The 23,336-nt window shown below is 42.4% G+C and carries 20 protein-coding genes and 1 pseudogene; 20 read left to right on the top strand and 1 reads right to left on the bottom strand.

What is annotated here, in order from left to right:
* Positions 1 to 75: 75 nt before the first annotated feature.
* The 12 genes and pseudogenes from WKT03_RS11485 to WKT03_RS11430 all read left to right on the top strand — a co-directional run bounded on the left by WKT03_RS11485 (position 76) and on the right by WKT03_RS11430 (position 11,341).
* The gene (locus tag WKT03_RS11485; RefSeq protein WP_117785760.1) at positions 76 to 507 is read left to right on the top strand and encodes a hypothetical protein; all 432 of its coding nucleotides are present in this window, start codon (positions 76 to 78) and stop codon (positions 505 to 507) included.
* Between the two features lie 98 nt (positions 508 to 605).
* Positions 606 to 1,313: pseudogene (locus WKT03_RS11480) on the top strand (phage tail tape measure protein); the annotation flags it as partial.
* 228 nt (positions 1,314 to 1,541) lie between these two features.
* Positions 1,542 to 1,829 carry a hypothetical protein gene (locus tag WKT03_RS11475; RefSeq protein WP_021943411.1) on the top strand — a complete coding sequence of 96 codons (288 nt, stop codon included), beginning with the start codon at positions 1,542 to 1,544 and terminating at the stop codon, positions 1,827 to 1,829.
* Between the two features lie 39 nt (positions 1,830 to 1,868).
* Complete coding sequence (locus WKT03_RS11470) at positions 1,869 to 2,348, top strand: GNAT family N-acetyltransferase (protein WP_340392150.1); 480 nt, start codon at positions 1,869 to 1,871, stop codon at positions 2,346 to 2,348.
* Between the two features lie 201 nt (positions 2,349 to 2,549).
* Positions 2,550 to 4,442 (top strand): InlB B-repeat-containing protein, encoded by a 1,893-nt coding sequence (locus WKT03_RS11465; RefSeq protein ID WP_340392148.1) that lies wholly within the window; start codon positions 2,550 to 2,552, stop codon positions 4,440 to 4,442.
* A 148-nt stretch (positions 4,443 to 4,590) separates the two neighbouring features.
* A complete protein-coding gene (locus WKT03_RS11460) occupies positions 4,591 to 5,196 on the top strand; it encodes a TetR/AcrR family transcriptional regulator (RefSeq protein ID WP_340392147.1) in 606 nt (201 codons plus the stop codon).
* A gap of 94 nt (positions 5,197 to 5,290) precedes the next feature.
* Positions 5,291 to 5,437, top strand: a complete 147-nt coding sequence (locus WKT03_RS11455; RefSeq protein ID WP_340392146.1) for a hypothetical protein — start codon at positions 5,291 to 5,293, stop codon at positions 5,435 to 5,437.
* Positions 5,415 to 5,600, top strand: coding sequence for a hypothetical protein (locus WKT03_RS11450; protein WP_340392244.1), 186 nt, complete (start codon positions 5,415 to 5,417; stop codon positions 5,598 to 5,600). The genes WKT03_RS11455 and WKT03_RS11450 overlap by 23 nt, the downstream gene beginning before the upstream one ends.
* Before the next feature lie 104 nt (positions 5,601 to 5,704).
* Entirely contained in the window at positions 5,705 to 6,772 is a 1,068-nt protein-coding gene (locus tag WKT03_RS11445; RefSeq protein WP_445293053.1) for an iron-containing alcohol dehydrogenase family protein, read from the top strand.
* A gap of 37 nt (positions 6,773 to 6,809) precedes the next feature.
* Positions 6,810 to 8,153: an acetyl-CoA hydrolase/transferase family protein gene (locus WKT03_RS11440; RefSeq protein ID WP_340392144.1), complete on the top strand. Its 1,344-nt coding sequence runs from the start codon at positions 6,810 to 6,812 to the stop codon at positions 8,151 to 8,153.
* 149 nt (positions 8,154 to 8,302) lie between these two features.
* Positions 8,303 to 10,417, top strand: a complete 2,115-nt coding sequence (locus WKT03_RS11435; RefSeq protein WP_340392140.1) for a SulP family inorganic anion transporter — start codon at positions 8,303 to 8,305, stop codon at positions 10,415 to 10,417.
* A 72-nt stretch (positions 10,418 to 10,489) separates the two neighbouring features.
* The gene (locus WKT03_RS11430; protein ID WP_008402132.1) at positions 10,490 to 11,341 is read left to right on the top strand and encodes a hypothetical protein; all 852 of its coding nucleotides are present in this window, start codon (positions 10,490 to 10,492) and stop codon (positions 11,339 to 11,341) included.
* Positions 11,342 to 11,564: 223 nt separating this feature from the next.
* On the opposite strand, the gene WKT03_RS11425 is transcribed toward WKT03_RS11430, so the two are convergent.
* The gene (locus WKT03_RS11425; RefSeq protein WP_340392139.1) at positions 11,565 to 13,040 is read right to left on the bottom strand and encodes a hypothetical protein; all 1,476 of its coding nucleotides are present in this window, start codon (positions 13,038 to 13,040) and stop codon (positions 11,565 to 11,567) included.
* A 667-nt stretch (positions 13,041 to 13,707) separates the two neighbouring features.
* Here WKT03_RS11425 and WKT03_RS11420 point away from each other — a divergent pair.
* The 8 genes from WKT03_RS11420 (at position 13,708) to trpS (ending at position 23,182) form a co-directional block, all read left to right on the top strand.
* Positions 13,708 to 14,772 carry a methionine ABC transporter ATP-binding protein gene (locus WKT03_RS11420; protein WP_340392136.1) on the top strand — a complete coding sequence of 355 codons (1,065 nt, stop codon included), beginning with the start codon at positions 13,708 to 13,710 and terminating at the stop codon, positions 14,770 to 14,772.
* Positions 14,753 to 15,415: a methionine ABC transporter permease gene (locus WKT03_RS11415; protein ID WP_008402135.1), complete on the top strand. Its 663-nt coding sequence runs from the start codon at positions 14,753 to 14,755 to the stop codon at positions 15,413 to 15,415. Before WKT03_RS11420 ends, WKT03_RS11415 begins: the two co-directional genes overlap by 20 nt.
* 146 nt (positions 15,416 to 15,561) lie before the next feature.
* The gene (locus WKT03_RS11410) at positions 15,562 to 16,404 is read left to right on the top strand and encodes a MetQ/NlpA family ABC transporter substrate-binding protein (protein ID WP_340392133.1); all 843 of its coding nucleotides are present in this window, start codon (positions 15,562 to 15,564) and stop codon (positions 16,402 to 16,404) included.
* A 636-nt stretch (positions 16,405 to 17,040) separates the two neighbouring features.
* On the top strand, positions 17,041 to 17,703 hold the full coding sequence (locus WKT03_RS11405; RefSeq protein WP_340392132.1) for a response regulator transcription factor: 663 nt from the start codon (positions 17,041 to 17,043) through the stop codon (positions 17,701 to 17,703).
* Positions 17,700 to 18,719 carry a sensor histidine kinase gene (locus tag WKT03_RS11400; RefSeq protein WP_340392129.1) on the top strand — a complete coding sequence of 340 codons (1,020 nt, stop codon included), beginning with the start codon at positions 17,700 to 17,702 and terminating at the stop codon, positions 18,717 to 18,719. Before WKT03_RS11405 ends, WKT03_RS11400 begins: the two co-directional genes overlap by 4 nt.
* Positions 18,720 to 19,209: 490 nt before the next feature.
* Positions 19,210 to 19,977: an ABC transporter ATP-binding protein gene (locus WKT03_RS11395; protein WP_021943424.1), complete on the top strand. Its 768-nt coding sequence runs from the start codon at positions 19,210 to 19,212 to the stop codon at positions 19,975 to 19,977.
* Positions 19,964 to 22,030, top strand: a complete 2,067-nt coding sequence (locus tag WKT03_RS11390; protein ID WP_340392127.1) for an ABC transporter permease — start codon at positions 19,964 to 19,966, stop codon at positions 22,028 to 22,030. Before WKT03_RS11395 ends, WKT03_RS11390 begins: the two co-directional genes overlap by 14 nt.
* 81 nt (positions 22,031 to 22,111) lie before the next feature.
* Positions 22,112 to 23,182, top strand: coding sequence for a tryptophan--tRNA ligase (gene trpS / locus WKT03_RS11385; RefSeq protein WP_021943426.1), 1,071 nt, complete (start codon positions 22,112 to 22,114; stop codon positions 23,180 to 23,182).
* Positions 23,183 to 23,336 lie beyond the last annotated feature (154 nt).

Raw genomic sequence — 23,336 nt, 5'->3', positions numbered from 1 at the left:
ATATGCTGTCGATTTGTAAGAACAAACAATAGTAAAGAGGATTTAATTATTACTGATAGAGGATGGGCTGCATATATGGGGCCTATTGGTGTAAGAAAGATGAACGCACTAATGCAAAGTGGTCGGATTGAAGATGCTATGTTGCTTCAAATGGTATCACCGCAAGATTATGGTATATTTCCTTTATCAAGAAATATGGCAATAATTACAATGAGTCCTGCATATAAACAGCACTTAAAGGGTTCAGGTACAAGGATAATATATCCGCCACATGCCCCAACTTTATCTGCGTGTTTGGGATTTGGGAGTGAAGATACGATAGAACCACCTACAAATAAATTTTTAAAATCTGGTGCGATGGTGTATCAATATAAAATTAAACAGTTAGTAAAAAGAGATGTTATCTTTTTGAATTCATTGTTACTAGATTATGCGAATCAGTTTTTTGGCTATGCAAATGCAGATAAAGTAAGATCAAGTTTGAAGGAAAAGAATATTGATATTTAGTTGAGAGCATCAATCCTTAAGTGGGTTGGTGCTTTTTCTTGCTCGGAGAAATCCGAGCATTTTTATGTCAAAATTTAGGAGAGAGGAGGTGAGAATTCATGGCAAGCCGTATACAAGGAATTATCGTAGAAATTGGTGGTGATACAACCAAATTACAGAATGCCCTTAAAGGTGTGAATGGACAGATCAAGTTCACCCAGTCGAAGCTGAAGGATGTTAACAAACTGCTGAAACTGGATCCGGGCAATACGGAACTTCTGGCACAAAAACATAAACTGCTTGCAGAGGCCGTTGGTGAAACGAAAGAAAAACTGGCAACCTTAAAGACGGCAGCAGAACAGGCAAATACAGCACTTGCCAATGGAGAAATCTCACAGGAACAGTATGATGCCCTTCAAAGGGAAATCGTAGAGACGGAGCAGGATTTGAAGAACCTTGAAACACAGGCAAATCAGTCAGCTACGGCAGTCCAGAAGATAGCCACAGCCGGAGAAAAGTTAAAGACCACAGGAGATAACATTTCCTCTGCCGGACAGAAACTATTACCCGTTACAGCAGGGGTGACTGCTCTTGGAACAGCATCGGTTACTACGGCTGCCAATTTTGAATCTTCCATGTCACAGGTACAGGCAACAATGGGAATCACAAAAGATTCTATGCCAAAGGTAAACGGTCAGTCAGTGAATACAATGGATACCCTTTCTAAACTGGAAAAGAAGATGGGTGCAGAAACTGCATTCTCTGCATCAGAGTGTGCAGAGGCTCTTAATTATCTGGCTCTTGTAGGATATGACACACAGCAGATTTAGAAGGTTGGTTAGGTTTCCAACATTGACCTTGTGGTAACTTTGGACAGGAAAAGGAAACATAACAAGTAAAAATATCTGTTAATATAAAGAATACTACAGAATAAATTTAAACAGGTTTTACCGACAATGAAATGTTGGTAGAACCTGTTTTCAGTTTTGAGATGACCTGTGTTATAATGAATATTAATTTATTTATAGTTGCAAAAGAAAAAGGAGATGCATAACATGTGGTCTGTGACCAGAATAGATGAAGCAGATTATGGCTGCGAGGAGCGGATGCCCGGGGAACCGCTTCTGGTGCTGGTAACAATCGAAAGTGACGATGGCAGAATGTGCCGGTTTGAGTGTGCGGAGAACTGGCTCCTGCAACAGGGCATAGATGAGGGTGATGAATGGCCGGAGGATATTGAACAGGTGGAAGCGGACAGAGAACAAATTGACCGGATGAGCGAGTGGATGAACAAATACTATGAAGCCGTAGAGGAAATGGAAGACCTGTTTGATGCAGAGTGAATAAGTAAACGAAGAAAGACAGAAAAGAGAGGACTTACCATGCAGATAATGAATGCAACAGAAGAAGATAAAGATGAACTGCTGGCTTTATACCATGCGATGATCGGGGGACCATGTGAGTGGAGCGAGACATACCCGGATGAGAACACGATCGCATTTGACCTTAAGAATGAAGATCTATTTGTGATGAAGAACGATGCAGGAGAGATCATTGCGACAATCTCGATCGACCATGACGATGCCGTGGAGGCACTGACCTGCTGGCATGAAGATCAGGCACCGTCGGGAGAATTGTCCAGACTCTGTGTAAGAAAGGATATGCAGGGACAGGGAATCGCAAAGCAGATGATGAATTATGCCGGTGATGTGTTGAAGAACAGGGGCATGAAAGGAATCCATATTCTGGTTCGGGAAGGCCATGTGATAGCACTTTCGACATATGCAAAGATCGGATTTAGAACTGTCGGGGAATGTGATCTGTTTGACAAACATTTTATCTGTATGGAGAAGAAATTCTAAGGAAAATTATAGACATAAAAATTATATCAGTCAGGAAATATAGCACTGCGTTCCGGTGTTTGCCGCAACGCCTCAAACCCGCTATTTTCCTGACTTTTTTCATGATTTTTCTTGTCTGAAACGCTTGTGGAATCAGGTGCTTTTTGATAGAATGACTGTAAATAACTTCCCTGGGGAGGGAAGCAGATGGAGGACAAAATTATGAGGAAAAAATTAGGGATTTTTCTAAGTTTATGGTTGTGTATCAGTATGATATGGTTGCCATTTGCCAGCACACAGGTAAGGGCTGCAGAAACCAACATGGCAACATTGAATTTTATCGGGGCATCTATTGAAAATGGAAAAGCGACCTTTGCTGTTAATGATGCCTATAAAGTAAGGCTGACATTATGTACGAGAGATATTGTTATGGACAGTTACACAAATTGTCCGATCAATGGAAATAACATGCAGATCGATCTGTCAGATAAAGAATATTATCTGAAAGCAACTACCGTTTTGGATGTTTCCTCGCCAGATGACCTGCTTGGAATCTCAAGTGTGAAACTTCAGTTATATATCAATGATGAATCGTATGATATCAGCTCGAATCCTTATGTAAAATTGGATACAAACCGTTTTAGCGGTAATCTGAATTTCAGAATAGAAAAAGTATCAACGCCTCCGAACCCCGGTTACCCGGATGATATTCAGATCATGGGAACCTATGATGGATTTGGAATGGAAATTTATCTGAATTCAGAGAAGATCGGAGCTGAGAGCAGTCATATACAGGGAACTGGAAAGGGATATGCGTCCGGCGAAATCTATAATCTGCTCAGGATTCAGTTGGCATTTGGAGATGGAGATATCGGAACGGTCACAGTAAATGGAAAGACGATCACATTGCCGGAAGGAACGAAGGATACAGTGGAATTCACGATTGCGCCTGCCAGTGAATATGTGATCGAAGTTACAAAGAAGCCGACGATCATACCAAGAACTATTATATGGGCCAAAGATAAAACAGGTAATAATGGATTGAAAGATTATGAGCTGTTAAAGAATGGAACGCTTGAGATCCTTGAGATCAAAAACCCGGATGGAACATCGATCGGTTTAGATGGTGTTAAGCAGGACACCAATTATGGATGGGCAAGTGTTATATCGGGTTCAGAAATTATTCTCCGGGCAGTACCGGAATATGGATATCAGCTTGAATCGATAACGATAAATGGTCAGTCTTTAACGCCTTTGTCAGATGCATCTACATTTTCATATACAATGCCGGATGAAAATGTACATATCAGCAGCATATTTACAAAGGCAGAAGATCAGGTAGAGCTTAAAACAGATAAAGTGAAAAGAGCATTGATCCAGCTTGCGGAAAATGAGATCACATCAGGAAACAGCAGACTGACGATAAAGGATGCAGTCCTCACACAGCAACAGCTTGAGACTTTTAAAAAGGCAGCAGGTGATTATCAGATCACCGGGTATTTTGATATCAAGCTGGCACAGATCCTGTATAAGAATACAGCAGCAAATCTGTGGGTAAATAATATAGAGACTTTGAAGAAAACGGCAAAGGTATCCCTTCAGATAGAAGCCGACTGGGAATCTGAAAACAGTGAGCTGGCAGTTATTCATGAGAAAAAGGATGGAACCTATGAGATTATTCCTGCTTCTTTTGATGTGGCAACTAAAATGGTGATGTTCCAGACGGATGGATTTTCTAATTATGCGATTGCATATAAGAAGGTTGAGACGACAACAGAGGATCAGACAGGAGCAACGACTGAGGATCCATCGGAGGATACGACCGGGGATGTAACAGAAGCTTCAACAGAAGAAACAACAGAACCGGAAACAGAGACCACAACCGGAGAGACAACAGAAGTTACGACGGAAGATTCTTCAGAGGCCACAACAACAGACCGTACAGAAGATGGAACAGGCAGCACGACACAGAGTGGTGATGGTGATACAACAGAAGTGAAAAAAGATGATAAGACAGCATCACCCAAGACAGGAGATGATATGAATCTGGCTGTGCTTTATATTCTGTTGGCGGTGTCTGGAATGGGATGTCTGTATACGATTCGAAAACGGTAATCTGGTATTGGTAACAGATATAGGAGTAGTTCTCTTATTTGAAAAATAATGTAGAACAAATTGTGTAAATAATCTTGACTTTTATAAAATAACAGTGTTATAATAACGCTGTTATTTTATATTGGATATAAATGATTAAGGTGTGTTTATGAGAAAAGAATCAGAAGGTGTAACTGAAAATTTACTTGCCAGTGCCAGAAAGGAATTCTTACAATATGGATTCCATGATGCCAGCCTGCGGAGAATATCGGCAGACAGTGGAGTCAGCACGAATTCAATCTATACAAGATTTGGCGACAAGAGTGGCTTATTTACGGCGATTGTAAAAGAAGCCGCAGATGAGTTAATGGCGATTTATTCTGACAGCATAAAGAAAGCAGGAAAAGCGACAGATATCAGTCGGGCGGAGGATGCCGGAGATGAAGGAACGGATCTTGTACTGGAATATATTTACAGACATCAGGAAGAATTCAAACTGATCTTCTGCTGTTCGGTGGGAACAGAATATGAGACATATTTTGACCGGCTTGCGGCAAAGGAGGAACATTATTATAAACAGTTTGCGAAGCAATTTTCGGATGGTGGACATCCGGTAGATGATTTTTTTATCCATGTATATTGCAGGAACGGATGGCAGTATGTGTATGAACTTATCACACATGATAAAAGCTATGAAGAGGCAAAAGAATTTATGGCAAATGTCAGAGCATTTAACTATGCGGGCTGGCAGGCGGTGATCGGAATGAAGTTCTGATAATAGGGACTGCTGCATGAAATACAACATGCATCAGTCCTATAAAAATAAATGCAGGTTAGCAAATACTAACTTTAGTAACAGGAGGTTAACTATGAAAGAAAAGAAACAAAGTGCATTGTCCAGACTCATGGGCATAGCAGGAGGGCATAAGTATTTTACCTATGCGTCCTGTGTTCTTGCGATCCTTTCTGCTTGGATCGCATTGATACCATTTTATGATATTTATCATTGCACATAGAATGCGTACGGTAGATGGTGTTGATAAGATCGTTGTGTTGAAGGATGGCGTAGTTGCGGAGCCGGGGGGATATATATATTTATTACGCAGAGCACTTTCGTTTGTATTTCCACTGCTCTATGTTAGTGTTGACTTGAATGGAATAAGTTGCAGTTTGGGTTAAAATAGGGTATGTTGAATATAGAATCGTGCAAAATATAGAGTAATGCAGAAATTTTGAATAAGAGAATGTATAATAAATTACAGGGCTACAGGAGGTTGGCGATTATGGCGAAGATTGATACCAGGGAGATACAGATACCATCGATATTAAAGGTGGAGAAAGATCTGCTCAGACGGATCGGGGGTTATCTTGCAGATGAGGGAATCTACAAGGTTGTGATCCTGTTTGGCAATGGGTTGATTGATATGTTTGGACATACGGTGATGGAGGGTATGTCAGACAGCGGTGTTGAGGTGCTCCAATATATGGAGATGGATACCGTTCGGATCGACGATCTGGTGCAGCTTGCATTTTCATTCCCGAATACTGCACAGGCGGTACTTGGTATCGGAGGCGGTAAGGTGGTTGATGCGGCCAAATATTGTGGCTTCTTAAGAAAACTGCCATTTATCAGTGTGCCGACGTCGGCATCCAGTGATGGATTTTCCAGTGCCAGCGCATCTCTGATTGTGGAGGGACGACGCAAATCTGTACCGGCAGGGATCGCATATGGAATCTTTGCAGATATCGATGCGATAAAGGGGGCACCGGAGGCATTTCTGTTTTCCGGTATCGGTGATATGGTATCGAAGATCACGGCACTTTATGACTGGAATTTTGAAGAAGCACATGGACATGGTTCGGTAAATGACTTTGCGATGATGATATCGAAGAAGGCGGTCAACAGCTTTGTTCGGACACCGTTTAAAGACATTCACGATGAACGGTTTATCAAAGAACTATTAGATTCTCTTGCCATGAGCGGTGTGGCAAATGAGATTGCAGGAGACAGTGCGCCGACTAGTGGAAGTGAGCATCTGATATCACATGCATTGGATCAGATGTTGGAACGCCCGCAGCTTCATGGTATTCAGGTCGGAGTTGCAACATATCTGATGAGTGTTGTTCAGGATCACAGATATGAGCGGATCAATACGGTATTTACAGATACCGGATTCTGGGATTATGTGAAGACAGTCGGCATGAAGCGGGAAGATTTCATCTGTGCGATCGAAAAAGCACCGGCTATAAAACCATTCCGGTATACTTATCTTCACGAAGAACAGTACCGAAAGAAAGCGATAGAAGTATTGCAGTCAGACACGAAGCTGTCAGAGGTTTTACAGGCGTAATTTGTGTCAGGGACGGATAAGCGAAGGAGGGAACAGTATGACATACGAACATTTTTTAGAGGAATACAGACGAAAACTCCGCACCCCGGAGGAAGCGGTTTCCGTTGTAAAAGATGGTGACTGGGTGGATTATACCTGTTCACTTGGAAAGCCGGAGATCCTGGATCGTGCATTGGCGAAACGTAGAGACGAGCTGTTTGATGTTAAGATCCGTGGTAATCTGATCTCAGGGCCGATCGCAGTTGCAGAATGTGATGAGAGTCAGGAGCATTTTACTTATCACAGCTGGCATTGTTCAGCATATGAGCGGTCGTTATGTGATCGTGGACTCTGCTATTATATTCCGATGGTATTTCATAATAATGCAGCATATTATGAGTATTTTCTTAGGGTAAATGTAGTTATGCTCAGTGTGTCACCGATGGATCGGCATGGATATTTTAATTATTCGGTCAATACCGGAGTGGCAGCACCGATCGTGCGTGCGGCAGATATCGTGATCGTAGAGATCAATGAGAATCTTCCGAAGGTTCGCGGCGGTTATGATGAGTGTATCCATATTTCGGATATTGATTATATCGTGGAAGGAGAGCATGAACCGTATCCGGATATGCTGATGCCGGAGCCGACTGCAGTTGATCGTAAGATTGCGGAACTGATCATTCCTTATATCGTGGATGGAGCAACCCTGCAGATCGGTATTGGAAGTATGCCGAATGCACTGGGTGATATCATTGCGGAGTCTGATCTGAAGGATCTTGGTATGCATACGGAGCTTTGCAGTGATGCATATCTGAAAATGTATCTGGCGGGAAAGCTCACGAACAAATACAAGCAGATTGATCGCGGAAAAGGAGTATTTGGTTGTGCGGTCGGAAGCAAGAACCTATATGATTGGATTGACGATAATCCGGGAGTTGCGGCATATCCGTTAGAGTACGTGAATCGTCCCGGAGTGATCGGTGAGATTGATAACATGGTTTCCATCAATAGCTGTGTTGCTGTTGATCTGTATGGTCAGGTGGCAGCGGAGAGTGCAGGTGTCAGACAGATATCCGGAACCGGTGGACAGCTGGATTTCCTCGTTGGTGCATCTGCATCTAAGGGAGGTAAAGCATTTATCTGCATGAGTTCTGTGTACAAGGACAGTAAAGGGGTGGTTCATTCAAGAATTCATCCACAGTTTAATGGAGATATCGTTACTTCTCCAAGAAGTCAGGTTTATTTTCTGGCAACAGAATATGGGGTTGTGAATCTGGAAGGTCGATCAACATGGGAGCGGGCGGAGGCTCTGGTATCGATCGCACACCCTGATTTCAGAGATGAATTGATCAGGGAAGCAGAAGCGAGAAAGATTTGGCGGAGATCCAATCGGAGATAGACAATGGATGGTGCAATTGATATATGTCATATATCAGATGGTTGATAACAGGGGGCTAACTTAGAAGAAAGGCGAAGATAATGGTTGTGCATAGCTCCACTTTTCTTTTATAATTGCAGTATAAGAATATACAGATATAAGAGGCAGAGATGAAGATAACATTAGCGGCTACATTACGTCATTATGATAAGAAAAATTTCATAAAGGATCTTCTTGCAGGTATTATTATCATGGCAGTATCCATTCCGATCTCCATGGGATATGCGCAGATTGCCGGACTTCCTGCGGTCTATGGACTGTATGGTTCGGTATTTCCAATCTTGATATTTGCTCTGTTCTCGACATCGCCTCAGTTTATTTTTGGAGTGGATGCAGCTCCGGCAGCCCTTATTGGTTCGGCATTGTTAAGCCTTCATATAGAGAGTGGATCAGAGGAGGCAATGGCGGTTGTTCCGGTACTGACCTTCTTTGTGGCATTGTGGCTTCTGGCGTTTTATATTATGAAAGCAGGAAAACTGGTCAACTATATATCGGCACCGGTTATGGGCGGATTCATTACCGGAATCTGTACGACTATTATACTAATGCAGATACCGAAGCTGATGGGAGGATCGGCAGGAACCGGAGAGTTTTTTGAGCTGACAGAACATATTATAAAGACAGCCAAAGATATCAATTGGCAGTCGGTGGTACTGGGACTTGCGGCTCTTGTGCTATTGCTGGTATGTAAGAAGCTGATCCCAAAATTCCCGATGGCGGTTCTTTTGATGATAGCCGGGGCAGGCATGACATATCTGCTTCCTATAGAGGACTGGGGTGTGCAGACACTTGCATCTGTTGATACCGGACTCCCACACTGGGCGGTTCCGGATTTTAGTGTGATATCGATCCGCGAGGCTGTAACGATCAGCCTGTCGGTAGCAGTCGTTATAATGGCAGAGACACTTCTGGCGGAGAATAATTTTGCGCAGAAGAATGGTTACCGGATCAATGATAACCAGGAGATTCTGGCATTTTCAATGGGGAATTTCCTTGCGGCATTTACCGGCTGTTGTCCGATCAATGGCTCGGTATCAAGAACAGCAATGGGAGAACAGTATCAGGCAAAGACACAGCTTACCGGTATCATAGCAGGTCTTTCCATGATTATTGTTCTGGTCTGTGCGACCGGATTTATCGGTTATCTTCCGGTCCCTGTGCTTACAGCCATTGTGATATCAGCGTTGCTTGGAGCAACGGAATTTGATCTTGCGGCAAGACTCTTTAAAGTCAGCCGTACAGAATGCCTGATCTTTTTCGGGGCATTCTTTGGTGTGCTGTTACTTGGCACGATCAACGGTGTATTGATCGGTATTCTTCTTTCCTTTACAGAGATGATCATACGGACAGCCAAGCCTGCAAGATGTTTCCTTGGAATCCAGCCGGGGCATAAGCATTTCCGGGATCTGAAGGAGAGCAGTCAGATCCATGCAATCTCCGGTGTACTGATCTATCGGTTCAGCAGCAATCTGTTCTTTGCGAATATACAGATCCTCCAGAGAGATATTGAAGATCATATCACGCCTGAGACAAAGGCGGTTATCATAGATGCCAGTGGAATCGGCAGTATCGATATAACAGCGGCTGACAGGATCGCCATGTTATATCAGTCGTTAAAGGATAAGGGAATCCGTTTCTACATGACAGAGCATATCGCAGATGTGAATGAACAGCTGCGTAAGTTGGGACTTGGTTATCTGATTGAGGAAGGCTGTGTCAGACGAACAGTACATATTGCCTTAAAGGATATGGGAATTAAGCGACCATATCCATTAGAGGGTGATGTAGACAATCAGCCGAGAAGTGCGTCCAGAAAGCGTGCAGATAACAGGGTTCAGGAATTTGTCTGGGCGTTTGGAGCGGAGAGTGAAGATGAGATAGAGAAGCAGATCAGACTTCAGATCGAGCATTTGAAACAGACCGGAGATGTTGATGAGCTTTTGCATGGAAGCTGGTCACATATGGAAGCTATGGATGAGGATGAGTGGTTAGAGCATCTGGAAGAGCATCTGAAGGAGATCGTTCATATATCAGGTAAGGATGAGAAAACGATTGCCAGACGCTTCGAGGAGCATCGTAGAGAGATCCATGACCGTATTGCAAAGGAACATCCGGAGCTTGCGGAGAAGTTTAAAGAACGAAGACATTTGCTGGATGAGCATTTGAAAGAAAAACATCCTGAGGTTTATGAGTTGGTCGTAAAACTCCGGGAGAAAGATAATTAATAAAAATAACAAAATAATAATTCTGTCATATATTGTACTATACCTGAATATAAGAAAGGAAGAGAGCAATTTATGGCACAGTTTACCAATCAGGCACAGCTTCGCTATGGTAATTCCATAGCAAATTCCAATATAGCAGTCGGAGAACTGCTGGAGGTATTGTCAGCAAGCAAGACCGCAGTCAGAAAGACATATGGTCAGAATGATACCGTAACGTATATTATAACGATTGTAAATTCCGGTACGACTGCATTTAATGGTCTGACAGTTACAGATAATCTGGGCGCATACACATTTGGAACAGAAACACTGACTCCGCTCACTTATATGGCTGATAGTGTGAAATATTATGTAAATGGAGTGCTTCAGTCAACACCAGTTGTTGTTGCAGAACCATCACTTGCAATTTCAGGGCTGACAGTTCCTGCAGGGGGCAATATCACAGTTGCTTATGAGACAGAGGTGAATGCATTTGCACCGATGGATGCAGCAGGAACGATCACGAATACAGCAGTTGTATCCGGTGGTGGCATTACTCCGATCACGGTAACAGAGACGATCGGTACAGAGAGTACGCCGATCCTTACAATCACGAAGTCTGTAAGTCCGGTTCCTGTAACAGAAAACGGAACATTGACCTATACTTTCCTGATCCAGAATGCAGGAAGTGCACCGGCAGATATCGGAACCGATGCGGTGATAGTGGATACCTTTAATCCGCTTTTGTCAAACCTTGCAGTATCCTTTAATGGAACGGCATGGGCAGAGACAACAAACTATACCTATGATGAGACAACAGGAGTGTTTACAACGATTGCGGGTCAGATCACAGTCCCGGCTGCAACCTATACACAGAATCCGGCTACCGGTGTATGGACGGCGGATCCGGGTGTCAGTACTCTGGTTGTAAAAGGCACGATCTAGGGATTTTGAACATGGCAGAATAGCGCAAAACAGAGAAATAAAATCCTGTAATGCTACTATGATAATATAGTAAGATCACAAAGACGGCGGCTTCTTTGACCTGTAAGAAGCCGCCGCCTGTCTATAAATTACCCCTCATATGAATAAAGTGAACATCAAATGATGTAACAATAAAAACAATTAAATATTATCATGCTGATGTACAAAAAACCAGAAGTGGCATTTATAAAGTTGAATCTGCCACTCGATTTTCATTTTCAGAAATCAGCTTTTGTATCTCATTTCTGACAAGGGTATTATCTAAAACATAATCTTCAAAATCTACCGAGTGAAAGGTATAGGTTAAAGCATGAATAATATCCGGATCAGATACACAGATAATAAAATCCAGTTCTTTATTTGGAACAAGCAGGGCATACTGATCCGTATATAAAAGAAATGCCCAGTTATCCGATACCGGAATTTTTTCGGTATCAAGGACAAAGAGGTTCCTGTCAAGCCGTGCCTCTAACTGTTCTAGAGCATTGATAATATCTGCCGTGTTTGCTTCTACATAGAATCCGGATTCGGAAATCACATGATTTCTTGCAAATTCCCGGATGCCGTCCAGTGTGATGCCTTCACTGGCATTCATTTGCTGCATGAAATGAAAATGCTGTTTTAGGGTTTCCTTGAATTCTTCAGGAACATATTTCTCAACCAGATCATCGGTCACCATCAGGCAGGTACCGGGATGCTTCTGGATAAAGATCACTTCTTCTGCAGGAATGGATCTTGCCTGAAACTGTGGAAGCTCCTTCTGGCTGAAGCTGGACAGAAATGGTTTCGCATGGTCAAATACGGAAGCGAATTCTTCCCGCATTAATCCGATAAGGCTCGGATCGGTCAACAGACAACCTTTGTTGGCATCGGCATTTAGCAGGAGACTGGCATCATCCGTTATGATATAGAACGGGAAAAGTACACCGGAGTTCTTGCTGACTTTTTGTTCATTGGAATAATAGTAAATGTTATAGGTGATGTTGGTCCCTTTTGTAAGAATCGATTCTAACAGCGTGGCAAATCCGTCCAGTTTTTCAGTGATGTCATTCGGATTTTTTGTTTGGAAATGCAGTATCTGGGAAATTGTTGCATTTTGAAATTTCCCAGAAGTGATAAGTGAGTGAATGTTGGAAAACAGTTTGATCCGTGATGACAGGTCGAACGGAAGTGATACCTGTAAGTGATTGTTTTCTTTTTTGCTGGCGTGTATTAAGAATTTAGTCAGACCACAGATGATCTCATCCGTGGAGTGATAAAGTATAGTTCCTGTGGCAGCCTGTGACTGATCTGTATCAATCGGATTGTCAGGTAGTTTATTTTGTAATTCCTGTGAGCGGGAAGGTGTCTGGTTGTTAGATGCATTGGTATCTATATATGGAGAACCGATCACCCTCAGACATTTCTCTGTGAATTTCAGGTAATGATAATTGGTCTCACCAAGCCGTTCCAGATAAAAGGCATCATATAAAGCCATCTCATCGGCAGCAGATATATCAAGCTGGCGGATAATACTTGTAATCTGATCTTTTGTGGGAATACGTTTGCCGCTCAAGATCTGATAGAAGCTTGAACGGTCGATCCCGGTTTCATTGATCAGAGAATTTTTCGTTACGGATTGTGAATCGATGATTGAATTTAATAATGAATGAAATGACATGCAGTTATACCGGCAATAACTTTAGATTAGTAAAACATGGAAGTAAATATGTAATGTTAAGCCGATCTTCCTCCTAACAATAGTATTTACATCTGTATAGTTTAACTGAAAACGTAATATGTGTCAACATCATTGCGTGTAACAAGAAAAGACAAGTGTAGTTTTCTACTGATTCAACAAGAACTGGGAGTATAAATCATACTGCATATTTGTTGGCTATAAGAAAAACTTATAGCCAGTCAAATATATATCCTATAACTTAAATAGGATATAATGGTTGACAACCGGAAAAACGGACGCTATAATCATGAAACATGAAAGGAACAAAATAGATAAAACATATCAACATAGTATGAAAAGTTCCTGAGAATAAATCACAGAGAATTTACAAGGAGGATAAGCATATGGGCTCAGAAAGAATCATGACAACTGCAAAGAACAATATGTGTTGCTGCCGGATGATGTGTGATTGTATGGCGTTTATTTCATATGCTTTGAACACCTGATTTGTTAGATATATAGTATTGTTTATCATATAACAAAGGGCAGTTGTCATAAGCATATGATGACTGCCTTTTGTTATGCGGCAGGATGGTATCTATTACATGGATAAAGTAGAAGACTGTCTGATTTATAATAGGAAAAGAACTTGAAAGGGGAGAACAATATGGCAATTATTCAGATCGAGCATGTGTCGAAAACGTTTCAGACCAAAGACGGAACGATCGATGCATTAAAGGATGTATCATTGAATATTGAAGCCGGCAACATTTACGGAATCATCGGAATGTCCGGTGCAGGAAAAAGTACCCTGGTACGATGTATCAATCATATAGAAGTGCCGACATCGGGAACGGTTGTGGTACAGGATAAGGAGCTAGGAGATCTGTCAGATAAAGAGCTTCGTAAACAGAGAGAACATATCGGTATGATCTTCCAGCATTTTAATCTGCTGATGCAGAAATCGGTTCTTGATAATGTATGTTTTCCACTGTTCATTCAGGGGAAATCAAAGGCAGAGGCGAGAAAAAAGGCATATGAGCTGTTAGAGATCGTTGGTTTGCGGGATCGTGCAAAAGCATATCCTTCACAGTTGTCCGGTGGACAGAAGCAGAGAGTTGCGATCGCAAGAGCACTTGCATCCGATCCGCAGATCCTGCTTTGTGATGAGGCAACCAGTGCACTTGATCCACAGACGACATCATCGATTCTGGAACTGTTAAAGGACATTAACCAGAGATTTGGAATCACGATCGTTGTTATCACTCACCAGATGGCGGTTGTCCGAGAGATCTGTAATCAGGTAGCGATCATGAAGGATGGTCAGGTCGTTGAGCATGGTAGAACGATTGATATCTTTAATCATCCAAAGTCCGAAGTAGCCAGAGAGCTGTTACAGAAGGACGAAGGAAATGCTACAGAGCCGAAGACGTTAAAAACGGCTGACCGCATAAAGAATGGAACCAGAATCCGAATCGTATACACGGAGAATTCAGCATTTGAACCGGTAATTGCAAATATGATCCTGACATTTAAGGAGCCGGTCAATATCTTAAAAGCAGCGACAAAGAATGTCGGAGGAGTGGCGAAGGGTGAAATGATACTTGAGCTTCCGAAGGGTTCGACAAATGTTGCAGCGATGGAAAAGTACCTGAAAGAACGGGGATTGGAGCTTGAAGAATTAAGTGACAATGTGAATGGAGGTGAGGAACATGTGGACGGAACAAATTAGAGAAATGATCTTAAATGGTATCTTAGAGACACTTTATATGACAGTTGTTTCTACATTGTTTGGATATGTATTCGGACTTCCGATGGGCGTGCTCCTCTGTATCAGCGATAAAGACGGACTGAAACCGCATCCGGTTTTGTATAAGATTCTTGATTTTATCGCAAATATCGTTCGAAGCGTACCATTCCTGATCCTGTTGATCTTATTGATCCCATTTACCAGATTTCTTCTTGGTAAGAGTTACGGATCGACAGCAACGATCGTACCGCTTACTGTAGCAGCTATTCCGTTTATCGCAAGAATGGTAGAGTCATCCTTGAAGGAAGTTGACAACGGAGTTGTTGAGGCTGCCCGTGCGATGGGTGCGGGAACGATGCGGATCATCCTTCGTGTGCTCCTTGTAGAAGCAAGAACATCGCTGATCACCGGAGCAACGATCGCGATCGGAACCATCCTTGGTTATTCTGCGATGGCAGGTGCAGTCGGAGGTGGTGGACTTGGTGATATCGCAGTCCGCTATGGATATTACAGATACCAGACAGATATCATGATTGTGACAGTTATCTTACTGATCGTGATCGTTCAGATCTTCCAGTCAGTCGGAATGCTGATCGCAAACCGATTAGACCGGAGAAAATCATAATCAGATAAACCCTGACCATGACAGTCGGATCTGTGCCGGAGCGTTATTGGTGGTTTACAAACAGATGTCAGGAAAGTGCACACCGGGCATCCGATATATAAAAATGAAAATAAAAAAGGAAAAATAAAGAAAGAGAGGAATCTTCCATGAAAAAGACATTTAAGAAATTATTAGCACTTACATTAACAGGCGTATTAGTAGCAGGAGCCCTTTCAGGCTGCGGCAAGAAAGAAGATAAAGACAGCAAAACAGATTCAAAGACAATTACGATTGCAGCATCTGCAACACCACATGCTGAGATTCTCGAGTATGCAAAGACAGCATTAAAGGAAAAAGGATATGATCTTCAGGTTACAGTATTTGATGATTATGTAAAGCCAAATGAGGTTGTAGAAAGCGGCGAGTTCGATGCAAACTACTTCCAGCATGTTCCATACCTTGAGAGCTTTAATGAAGAAAAAGGTACACACCTTGTAGTTGCCGGCAAGATCCACTATGAGCCATTCGGTATCTATCCGGGTACAAAGAAAAGTTTAGACGAGATCGCTGACAGTGATTCTATCGCAGTTCCGAATGATACAACAAATGAAGCAAGAGCCCTTCTGTTATTACAGGACAACGGAATCATCAAGTTAAAGGATGGCGCAGGTATCAATGCAACTGTTAATGATATCGAAGAAAACCCACACAATGTAGAAATCGTTGAACTTGAGGCAGCACAGGTTGCCAGAGTTGTAAACGAGACAGCGTATGTCGTTTTAAATGGTAACTATGCACTTGCAGCAGGCTTCTCAGTAGGAAAAGATGCTCTTGCATATGAGCAGAATGATTCAGAAGCAGCTAAGACCTATGTAAACGTTATCGCTGTTAAGGAAGGCAACGAAAACAACGAAGCAATCAAGGCACTCGTTGACGTATTAAAGTCTGACGACGTAAAGAACTACATCAAAGAAACTTACGATGGAGCAGTTCTTCCTTACGAAGAGTAAGCCGCTCGCATCCCGTAATAAAATACCCTGAGACAGATATGGTGAAAAACTCATTTCGTATTCTATAAAGTTCGTGCACTGATTTGTCAGCAGTCGCCCTAACTCACCCTGACGGGTTCAGACAAGGGCTTGGTGCTGACAGTTAGCACAAACTTTATCACGAATACTACATGAATGTTTTTCACCATATCTGTTTCAGGGCTTTTTATTGCGAGATGATATTCGCTGTCTTTCTTTACGAGGGGCTTATACTTCGTTATGCAATATAAAATTTCCCGACTACTGTATTGATAAGACATTCACGGAGTTTTCGTAATTCTGCTTGCGCTAACTGTCAGCATCAAGCCCTTGTCTGAACCCGTCAGGGTGAGTTAGGGCGACTGCTGACAAATCAGTGCGCGAGCTGAATAGAAAACGGAGGGAGTCTTTCAACTGCAGTAGTCGGGGGAATTTTATATGTTTAACAGAGACTATTCCTCGTAAAGAAAGATGTGGGTAGCATCTGGTAGTGAAAGCCCTGAAACAAATATGGTGAAAAGTTTTTGGGGTATGCTATAATGATGCCGACAGGCAACTGGGTAGTGTGGCTGCCTGTTGGGTAAATATAGGCGATAAAAGGAGCCGGTAGAGAGCGTTATGAAAAAGATTTTTATTGTGGAAGATGATAAGAGTATATGCATGGAGCTTGTTGAGATTTTGGAGAACGAAGGCTATGCAGCATCCTATCTGACTGATTTTGAACATTCAAAAGAAGAGATTCTGGCAGCAGGTGCAGATCTTATTTTGATGGATATTAATATTCCGGGCATAAATGGCAGAAATCTGTTAAAGGAGATCCGGAAAGAATCGGATATCCCGGTTATCATGGTAACTAGTCGTACATCAGAGATGGACGAGGTTCTGTCGATGAGCTATGGGGCAGATGATTATATCACGAAGCCGTATAATCCGACGATCCTGTTGTTGCGGATCGCAGCAGTGCTGAAACGGATGGAGGGAAGCCAGAATGCAGCATCCTATCGTGGAGCGGAGGTGAATTTCAGCAAAGGGACAATCCGGCTTGGTGAGAAAGAACAGGTTCTGACGAAGAATGAGATGATCATTTTCCAACGGCTGTTAAGCAGTAAGGACAAGATCGTATCCAGAGATGAGATCATGACAGATCTCTGGGATAATGAAGAATATGTAAATGATAATGCACTTACGGTTAATATCAGCAGGCTTCGGACAAAGCTTGCGGAGCTTGGACTGCTGGATGCGATCGAGACAAGAAAGAAACAGGGGTATCGTCTGATATGAGAATTTGGGAATATATAAAAGATAAAGCGGGTATTCTGATCGGTTATCTGTTATTTATAGCGATCATGTTAATTGCTTTTCGTGCGATGCGGACACCAGGGGAGCTGACGGTGATCTTTCTTGTGCTGACAGTTTTGCTTCTGGTAACTGTCATATTAACAGACTATATAAAACGCAGACATTTTTATAATTCCCTTTATGCACATATGGAGCAGTTGAATCAGAAATATCTGGTCATGGATACGTTAGAGGAGCCGGGTTTCTATGAGGGAAAGCTGGTCTATGAGGCGTTATATGAGATCAACAAATCCATGACAGAGCATGTGAAGGAGTACCGGCAGAGTGTGGATGATTTCAAGGATTTTATCGAGATATGGGTGCATGAGATCAAACTGCCGATCGCAAGTCTGGTATTGATGTGCCACAATAATCAGGATAAGATACCGAAGAAATACGAAGATCAGGTGAACCGTCTGGATGCATATGCCGATCAGGTGCTGTATTATGTCCGGGCAGAGCATGCGAGCAAAGATTATCGGTTTGATTCAGTGCGAATCAAGTCGGTTGTGAATAAAGTGGCGTTGAAGAATAAAGATATGTTGCTGGAGAGTGACATTTGTCTGGATGTGCATGACGTTGATGTCAGCGTTACGACAGATGCCAAATGGCTGGAATTCATGATAAACCAGATCATGAGCAACAGCATCAAATATATGAAGCCGGATGAGGATCGGCAGATCCGGATCTGGACGACAAAAGCAGGCGACGATATCACACTCCATATCAGAGATAATGGAATCGGAATTTCCGAAGCAGACCTTCCTCGCGTTTGCGAAAAATCGTTCACCGGTGAGAACGGACGTCGTTTTGCCAAGTCAACAGGTATGGGCTTATATATCGTAAAAGGTCTGTGCGACCAGCTAGGACATCATCTTACCATCACTTCCAAAGAAAATATCGGAACAGACGTCGCTGTAACCTTTGGCGGAAACGACTATTATCTGGTGGATGAATAAAACTATACTTTACCATGTGCCCCTTATCTGACAGACAGATAAAGAATGCCCAATGTCTTAACCTTACAAAACTGTAACCTTCTGTAACATAAGAAAAACGACACTCTCCCTTGAAAACGATATACTCACACTTGTAAACAGGAGATGAGGTGTTGACAGGATCAACAGCTCTTAACTCAGTTATTAATAGAAAATGGTGTGTGGGTAAATCGTTTTAGTATTTCGTGGATGTTTTTATGGGGCTGTTGTTCTGACAGTGAGCAATACCTAAAATCCATAGAGCAGCCGACTGAGTGTTCTGCTATCCTGTGCCATGTCGTTGGAGCAATGGTTTTATCGCGACAGAGACATGTGCAGATAGGATGGCAGAACATGAGGAAAGGCAAACGTGATTTTACGGGATGCTCACTGGTGGAACAATGGTCACAAAAAACATGTAAGTGTTACCTGAACGATTTAGTCACACACCGGATAGCAAGGAGAGATAAAAGTGGAAACAATTTTAAAGATTGAGAATATCGAAAAGTATTACGGCAACAAATCCAACATTACAAAAGCCATTGATAACATTTCATTTAGTGTAGAAAAAGGTGAGTACGTTGCGATCATGGGAGCATCCGGAAGTGGAAAGACGACACTGCTTAACTGCATTTCCACCATAGACCGTGTCAGCAGCGGTCATATCTATGTAGGAAGAGATGATATCACAAAGCTTCGCGGCAACCAGTTGAACCGCTTCCGCCGGGAAGAACTGGGATTTATCTTTCAGGATTTCAACCTGTTAGATACACTGACAGCATATGAGAACATTGCACTGGCGTTATCGATACAGAACACGCCTGCGAAGAAGATTGACGAAAAGATAAAGAAGATCGCAAAGGAGCTTGCAATCGAAGAAGTTCTGAATAAATATCCATATCAGATGTCCGGGGGACAGAAACAGAGAGTGGCATCTGCGAGAGCGATCATTACGAACCCGAAGCTGATTCTTGCCGATGAACCGACCGGAGCACTGGATTCCAAATCCGCAAAGCTGTTGCTTGAAAGTCTGAAACATCTGAATGAAGAACTGTCAGCTACGATCCTGATGGTAACACATGATTCCTTTACCGCAAGTTATGCCGGTCGTATCCTGTTCATCAAGGACGGTAAAATATTCCATGAGCTTCGCCGTGGAGCAGACAGCCGAAAAGAATTCTTCAACAAGATCATAGATGTCGTAACTTTGCTTGGAGGTGACTTAAATGACGCTCTTTAAGTTATCCCTTAGTAATATGAAGAAAAGCCTGAAGGACTATGCAATCTATTTCTTCACTTTAGTTCTTGGCGTAGCGATCTTCTATATTTTTAATGCGATCGAGACACAGACGGCGATGATGAAGATCTCCAAAGATACCAGAGGAATTGTAGAACTGATGGCAAATATCATTTCCGGTGTCAGCGTATTCATTGCATTTGTGCTTGGTTTCCTGATCATATATGCCAGCCGATTCCTGATGAAACGGCGTAACAAAGAATTTGGATTGTATCTACTGCTTGGAATGGGCAAATGGAAGGTGTCAAAGATGCTGTTTATCGAGACACTGATCATCGGTCTGGTTTCACTTGGCGTTGGGCTTCTTTCCGGTATCGGAATTTCCCAGCTTACCAGTCTGTTAGTTGCAAATATGTTTGAAGCGGATATGTCTTCTTATAATTTTGTATTTTCAAGTTCTGCATTTGTAAAGACCTGTTTCTATTTTGCTATCATCTATGTGGTTGTGATCCTGTTTAATACGATCGCGATCGGACGCTGCAAATTGATCGACCTGTTCCAGAGAGGCAGAAGATCAGAGACTGTTAAGATGAAAAATCCGTGGATATCGGTATTCGTATTTCTCCTTTCCGTAGCAGGACTTGGATATGCATATTACCAGATCAATTCAAATACAACAGAGCTCTATATGAAAGATATCTATTTCTGTATCGGGCTTGGATGTGTCTGCACATTTTTGTTTTTCTGGTCGATTTCCGGTATGTTGTTCCGGTTAGTTTCTTCCATGAAACGTGTTTATTATAAAGGGCTGAATTCATTTGTCATCCGTCAGATGAGCAGTCGTGTAAATACAAATGTACTGTCAATCTCGATCATTTGTATTATGTTATTTGTTACGATCTGCGTGCTGACTTCGGCGCTTACGATCCGAAATGGTTTGAATGAGGGTTTAAGAAGGTATGCTACCGTTGATGTAAATATTACCAGACAGGTAAGAAGCTCCGATTATGATGTTGAAGCCGGTAAGGGTGCGGATGAGGATGCTTATTATGATCCGACATGGGATAAACGCGATATTTGCGATATATATAAGGAATATGGAATTGATTTGCCGTCTATGTTTTCAGCCTATGAAGATGTGTATATATACTCATTGCCGGATTTCACATACGGGGATACGTTCAGTGAGCAGGCAAAGGGTGAGTTCCTTGGTGACCAGCCGGTGTATGGTATGATGGATGTTATGGAAAATGTCATGACAGTGTCCGATTATAATCGTGTGGCAAAGCTGTGTGGTTTTGAAACTGTGTCGATCAAAGATGATGAATACGGAGTTGTGGCAAATTACAAGCAGATGGTGAAATACAGAGATATGTCATTGCAGGCTGGTACGACGATTCAGGTAAATGGTTATGAACTGAAGCCGGGAATGAGCAAATGTCAGGCTGGTGATGTCCAGATTTCTACGCAGGCGATTAATACTGGTATCATTATTGTGCCGGATGGGGTGCTTACAGGAGTAACTCCGATCTCTGAAAGCTTGCTTGCAATCTATAATACGACCGATACGGATAAGATCATGGCGAGAAATGAACATATCAATCTGGATGATGACCCGGATGTCAGGCTGAGTCTGAATACGAAAGAAAATGTAAAAGCTGCCAGTATCGGACTTGGCGCGATCGCATCCTTTATCGGCTTATATATTGGAATGATCTTCCTGATCTCCGGTGCAGCGATCCTTGCATTAAAGGAATTGTCAGAAAGCACCGATAATGTGGAACGATATAAGATGCTTCGAAAGTTGGGTGTGGATCAGAAGATGATCAACCATGCGTTATTTGCACAGATGGGTCTGTTCTTCCTGTTCCCGCTTGCACTGGCAGTCATTCATTCAATATTTGGTTTAAAATTCAGCAGACAGATTCTTTCACTGATGGGAACCGATGACATGGGAGCAGCCATGCTTATGACCGTTGTTGTTCTGGTTGTGATCTATGGCGGATATTTCCTGATCACCTATTTCAGTGGCAGAAAGATCATCAGTGAACAGTAGGGTTTCCTTGACGATGACAGTATCTCGCGGTATAATTGGGGGCAGGATTATCGAACGAAGAAATGAAGGAGACTTTTTAAGATGAGTAGAATTATTTTAACCGGTGACCGCCCTACAGGACGACTTCACGTTGGACATTATGTTGGTTCCCTTTCTGAGCGTGTAAAGCTTCAGAATTCAGGAAACTATGACGAGATATATATAATGATCGCAGATGCACAGGCACTTACAGATAATGCCGAGCATCCGGAGAAGGTGAGACAGAACATTATCCAGGTTGCACTTGATTATCTGGCATGTGGGATCGATCCTGAGAAATCAACGATCTTCATTCAGTCCATGGTTCCAGAGCTGACAGAATTATCTTTCTATTATATGAATCTCGTTACAGTATCTCGTGTACAGAGAAATCCTACTGTAAAATCCGAGATCAAGATGCGTAATTTTGAAGCAAGTATCCCGGTTGGATTCTTCTGCTATCCGATCAGTCAGGCAGCAGATATCACGGCTTTCCGTGCAACAGAAGTGCCGGTTGGTGAAGATCAGCTTCCTATGCTGGAACAGTGCAAGGAGATCGTTCACAAATTCAATTCCGTATATGGCGAAACTCTGACAGATCCTGAGATCGTATTACCGTCTAACAAAGCGTGTCTCAGACTTCCGGGTATCGATGGAAAAGCAAAGATGAGCAAATCTCTTGGAAACTGCATCTATCTTTCCGATGAAGCAGATGAAGTAAAGAAGAAGGTTATGTCCATGTATACAGATCCAAATCATATCCGTGTAGAGGATCCGGGACAGATCGAGGGAAATTCCGTATTTACATATCTGGATGCGTTCTGTCGTCCGGAGCATTTTGAACAGTTCCTGCCGGATTATAAGAATCTGGATGAACTGAAGGAGCATTACAGTCGTGGTGGTCTTGGTGATGTTAAGGTGAAGAAGTTCCTGAACAATGTATTACAGTCAGAGCTTACACCGATCCGTGAACGTCGTAAGATGTGGGAGAGCCGTATTCCGGATGTTCTTGACATCTTAAAGGCAGGAAGCGAGGCTGCACAGAAGAAAGCAGCAGCAACTCTTCATGATGTACGTTCTGCTATGAAGATCAATTACTTTGATGCAGACGGGCTGGAGAATGATTATAAATAAAATTGACAGATATAAGAGGACGGTCGTGAAAACGGCCGTCCTTTTGTTGTATGGTAAAAGTTGGAAAAGTTGCAAAAATTGGGTATAATAAGGTTGGAAAAGTTGAAAAAAATGTTTCTGGATCAGATGAAGTTAGAGCGAACGATATATAAAC

This window comes from Coprococcus sp. HCN-4056, from assembly GCF_037892645.1.
Taxonomy (GTDB): domain Bacteria; phylum Bacillota; class Clostridia; order Lachnospirales; family Lachnospiraceae; genus Coprococcus; species Coprococcus ammoniilyticus.
The sequence above is the reverse complement of the archived record's forward strand: the minus strand, read 5'-3'. Positions and strand labels throughout refer to the sequence as shown.

Excerpts from the sequence above, each read along its gene's own strand:
- WKT03_RS11485 (WP_117785760.1), top strand. The coding sequence starts at position 76 with ATGGGGCCTATTGGTGTAAGAAAGATGAACGCACTAATGCAAAGTGGT.
- WKT03_RS11475 (WP_021943411.1), top strand. The coding sequence starts at position 1,542 with ATGTGGTCTGTGACCAGAATAGATGAAGCAGATTATGGCTGCGAGGAG.
- WKT03_RS11470 (WP_340392150.1), top strand. The coding sequence starts at position 1,869 with ATGCAGATAATGAATGCAACAGAAGAAGATAAAGATGAACTGCTGGCT.
- WKT03_RS11465 (WP_340392148.1), top strand. The coding sequence starts at position 2,550 with ATGAGGAAAAAATTAGGGATTTTTCTAAGTTTATGGTTGTGTATCAGT.
- WKT03_RS11460 (WP_340392147.1), top strand. The coding sequence starts at position 4,591 with ATGAGAAAAGAATCAGAAGGTGTAACTGAAAATTTACTTGCCAGTGCC.
- WKT03_RS11455 (WP_340392146.1), top strand. The coding sequence starts at position 5,291 with ATGAAAGAAAAGAAACAAAGTGCATTGTCCAGACTCATGGGCATAGCA.
- WKT03_RS11450 (WP_340392244.1), top strand. The coding sequence starts at position 5,415 with ATGATATTTATCATTGCACATAGAATGCGTACGGTAGATGGTGTTGAT.
- WKT03_RS11445 (WP_445293053.1), top strand. The coding sequence starts at position 5,705 with ATGGCGAAGATTGATACCAGGGAGATACAGATACCATCGATATTAAAG.
- WKT03_RS11440 (WP_340392144.1), top strand. The coding sequence starts at position 6,810 with ATGACATACGAACATTTTTTAGAGGAATACAGACGAAAACTCCGCACC.
- WKT03_RS11435 (WP_340392140.1), top strand. The coding sequence starts at position 8,303 with ATGAAGATAACATTAGCGGCTACATTACGTCATTATGATAAGAAAAAT.
- WKT03_RS11430 (WP_008402132.1), top strand. The coding sequence starts at position 10,490 with ATGGCACAGTTTACCAATCAGGCACAGCTTCGCTATGGTAATTCCATA.
- WKT03_RS11425 (WP_340392139.1), bottom strand. The coding sequence starts at position 13,040 with ATGTCATTTCATTCATTATTAAATTCAATCATCGATTCACAATCCGTA.
- WKT03_RS11420 (WP_340392136.1), top strand. The coding sequence starts at position 13,708 with ATGGCAATTATTCAGATCGAGCATGTGTCGAAAACGTTTCAGACCAAA.
- WKT03_RS11415 (WP_008402135.1), top strand. The coding sequence starts at position 14,753 with ATGTGGACGGAACAAATTAGAGAAATGATCTTAAATGGTATCTTAGAG.
- WKT03_RS11410 (WP_340392133.1), top strand. The coding sequence starts at position 15,562 with ATGAAAAAGACATTTAAGAAATTATTAGCACTTACATTAACAGGCGTA.
- WKT03_RS11405 (WP_340392132.1), top strand. The coding sequence starts at position 17,041 with ATGAAAAAGATTTTTATTGTGGAAGATGATAAGAGTATATGCATGGAG.
- WKT03_RS11400 (WP_340392129.1), top strand. The coding sequence starts at position 17,700 with ATGAGAATTTGGGAATATATAAAAGATAAAGCGGGTATTCTGATCGGT.
- WKT03_RS11390 (WP_340392127.1), top strand. The coding sequence starts at position 19,964 with ATGACGCTCTTTAAGTTATCCCTTAGTAATATGAAGAAAAGCCTGAAG.
- trpS (WP_021943426.1), top strand. The coding sequence starts at position 22,112 with ATGAGTAGAATTATTTTAACCGGTGACCGCCCTACAGGACGACTTCAC.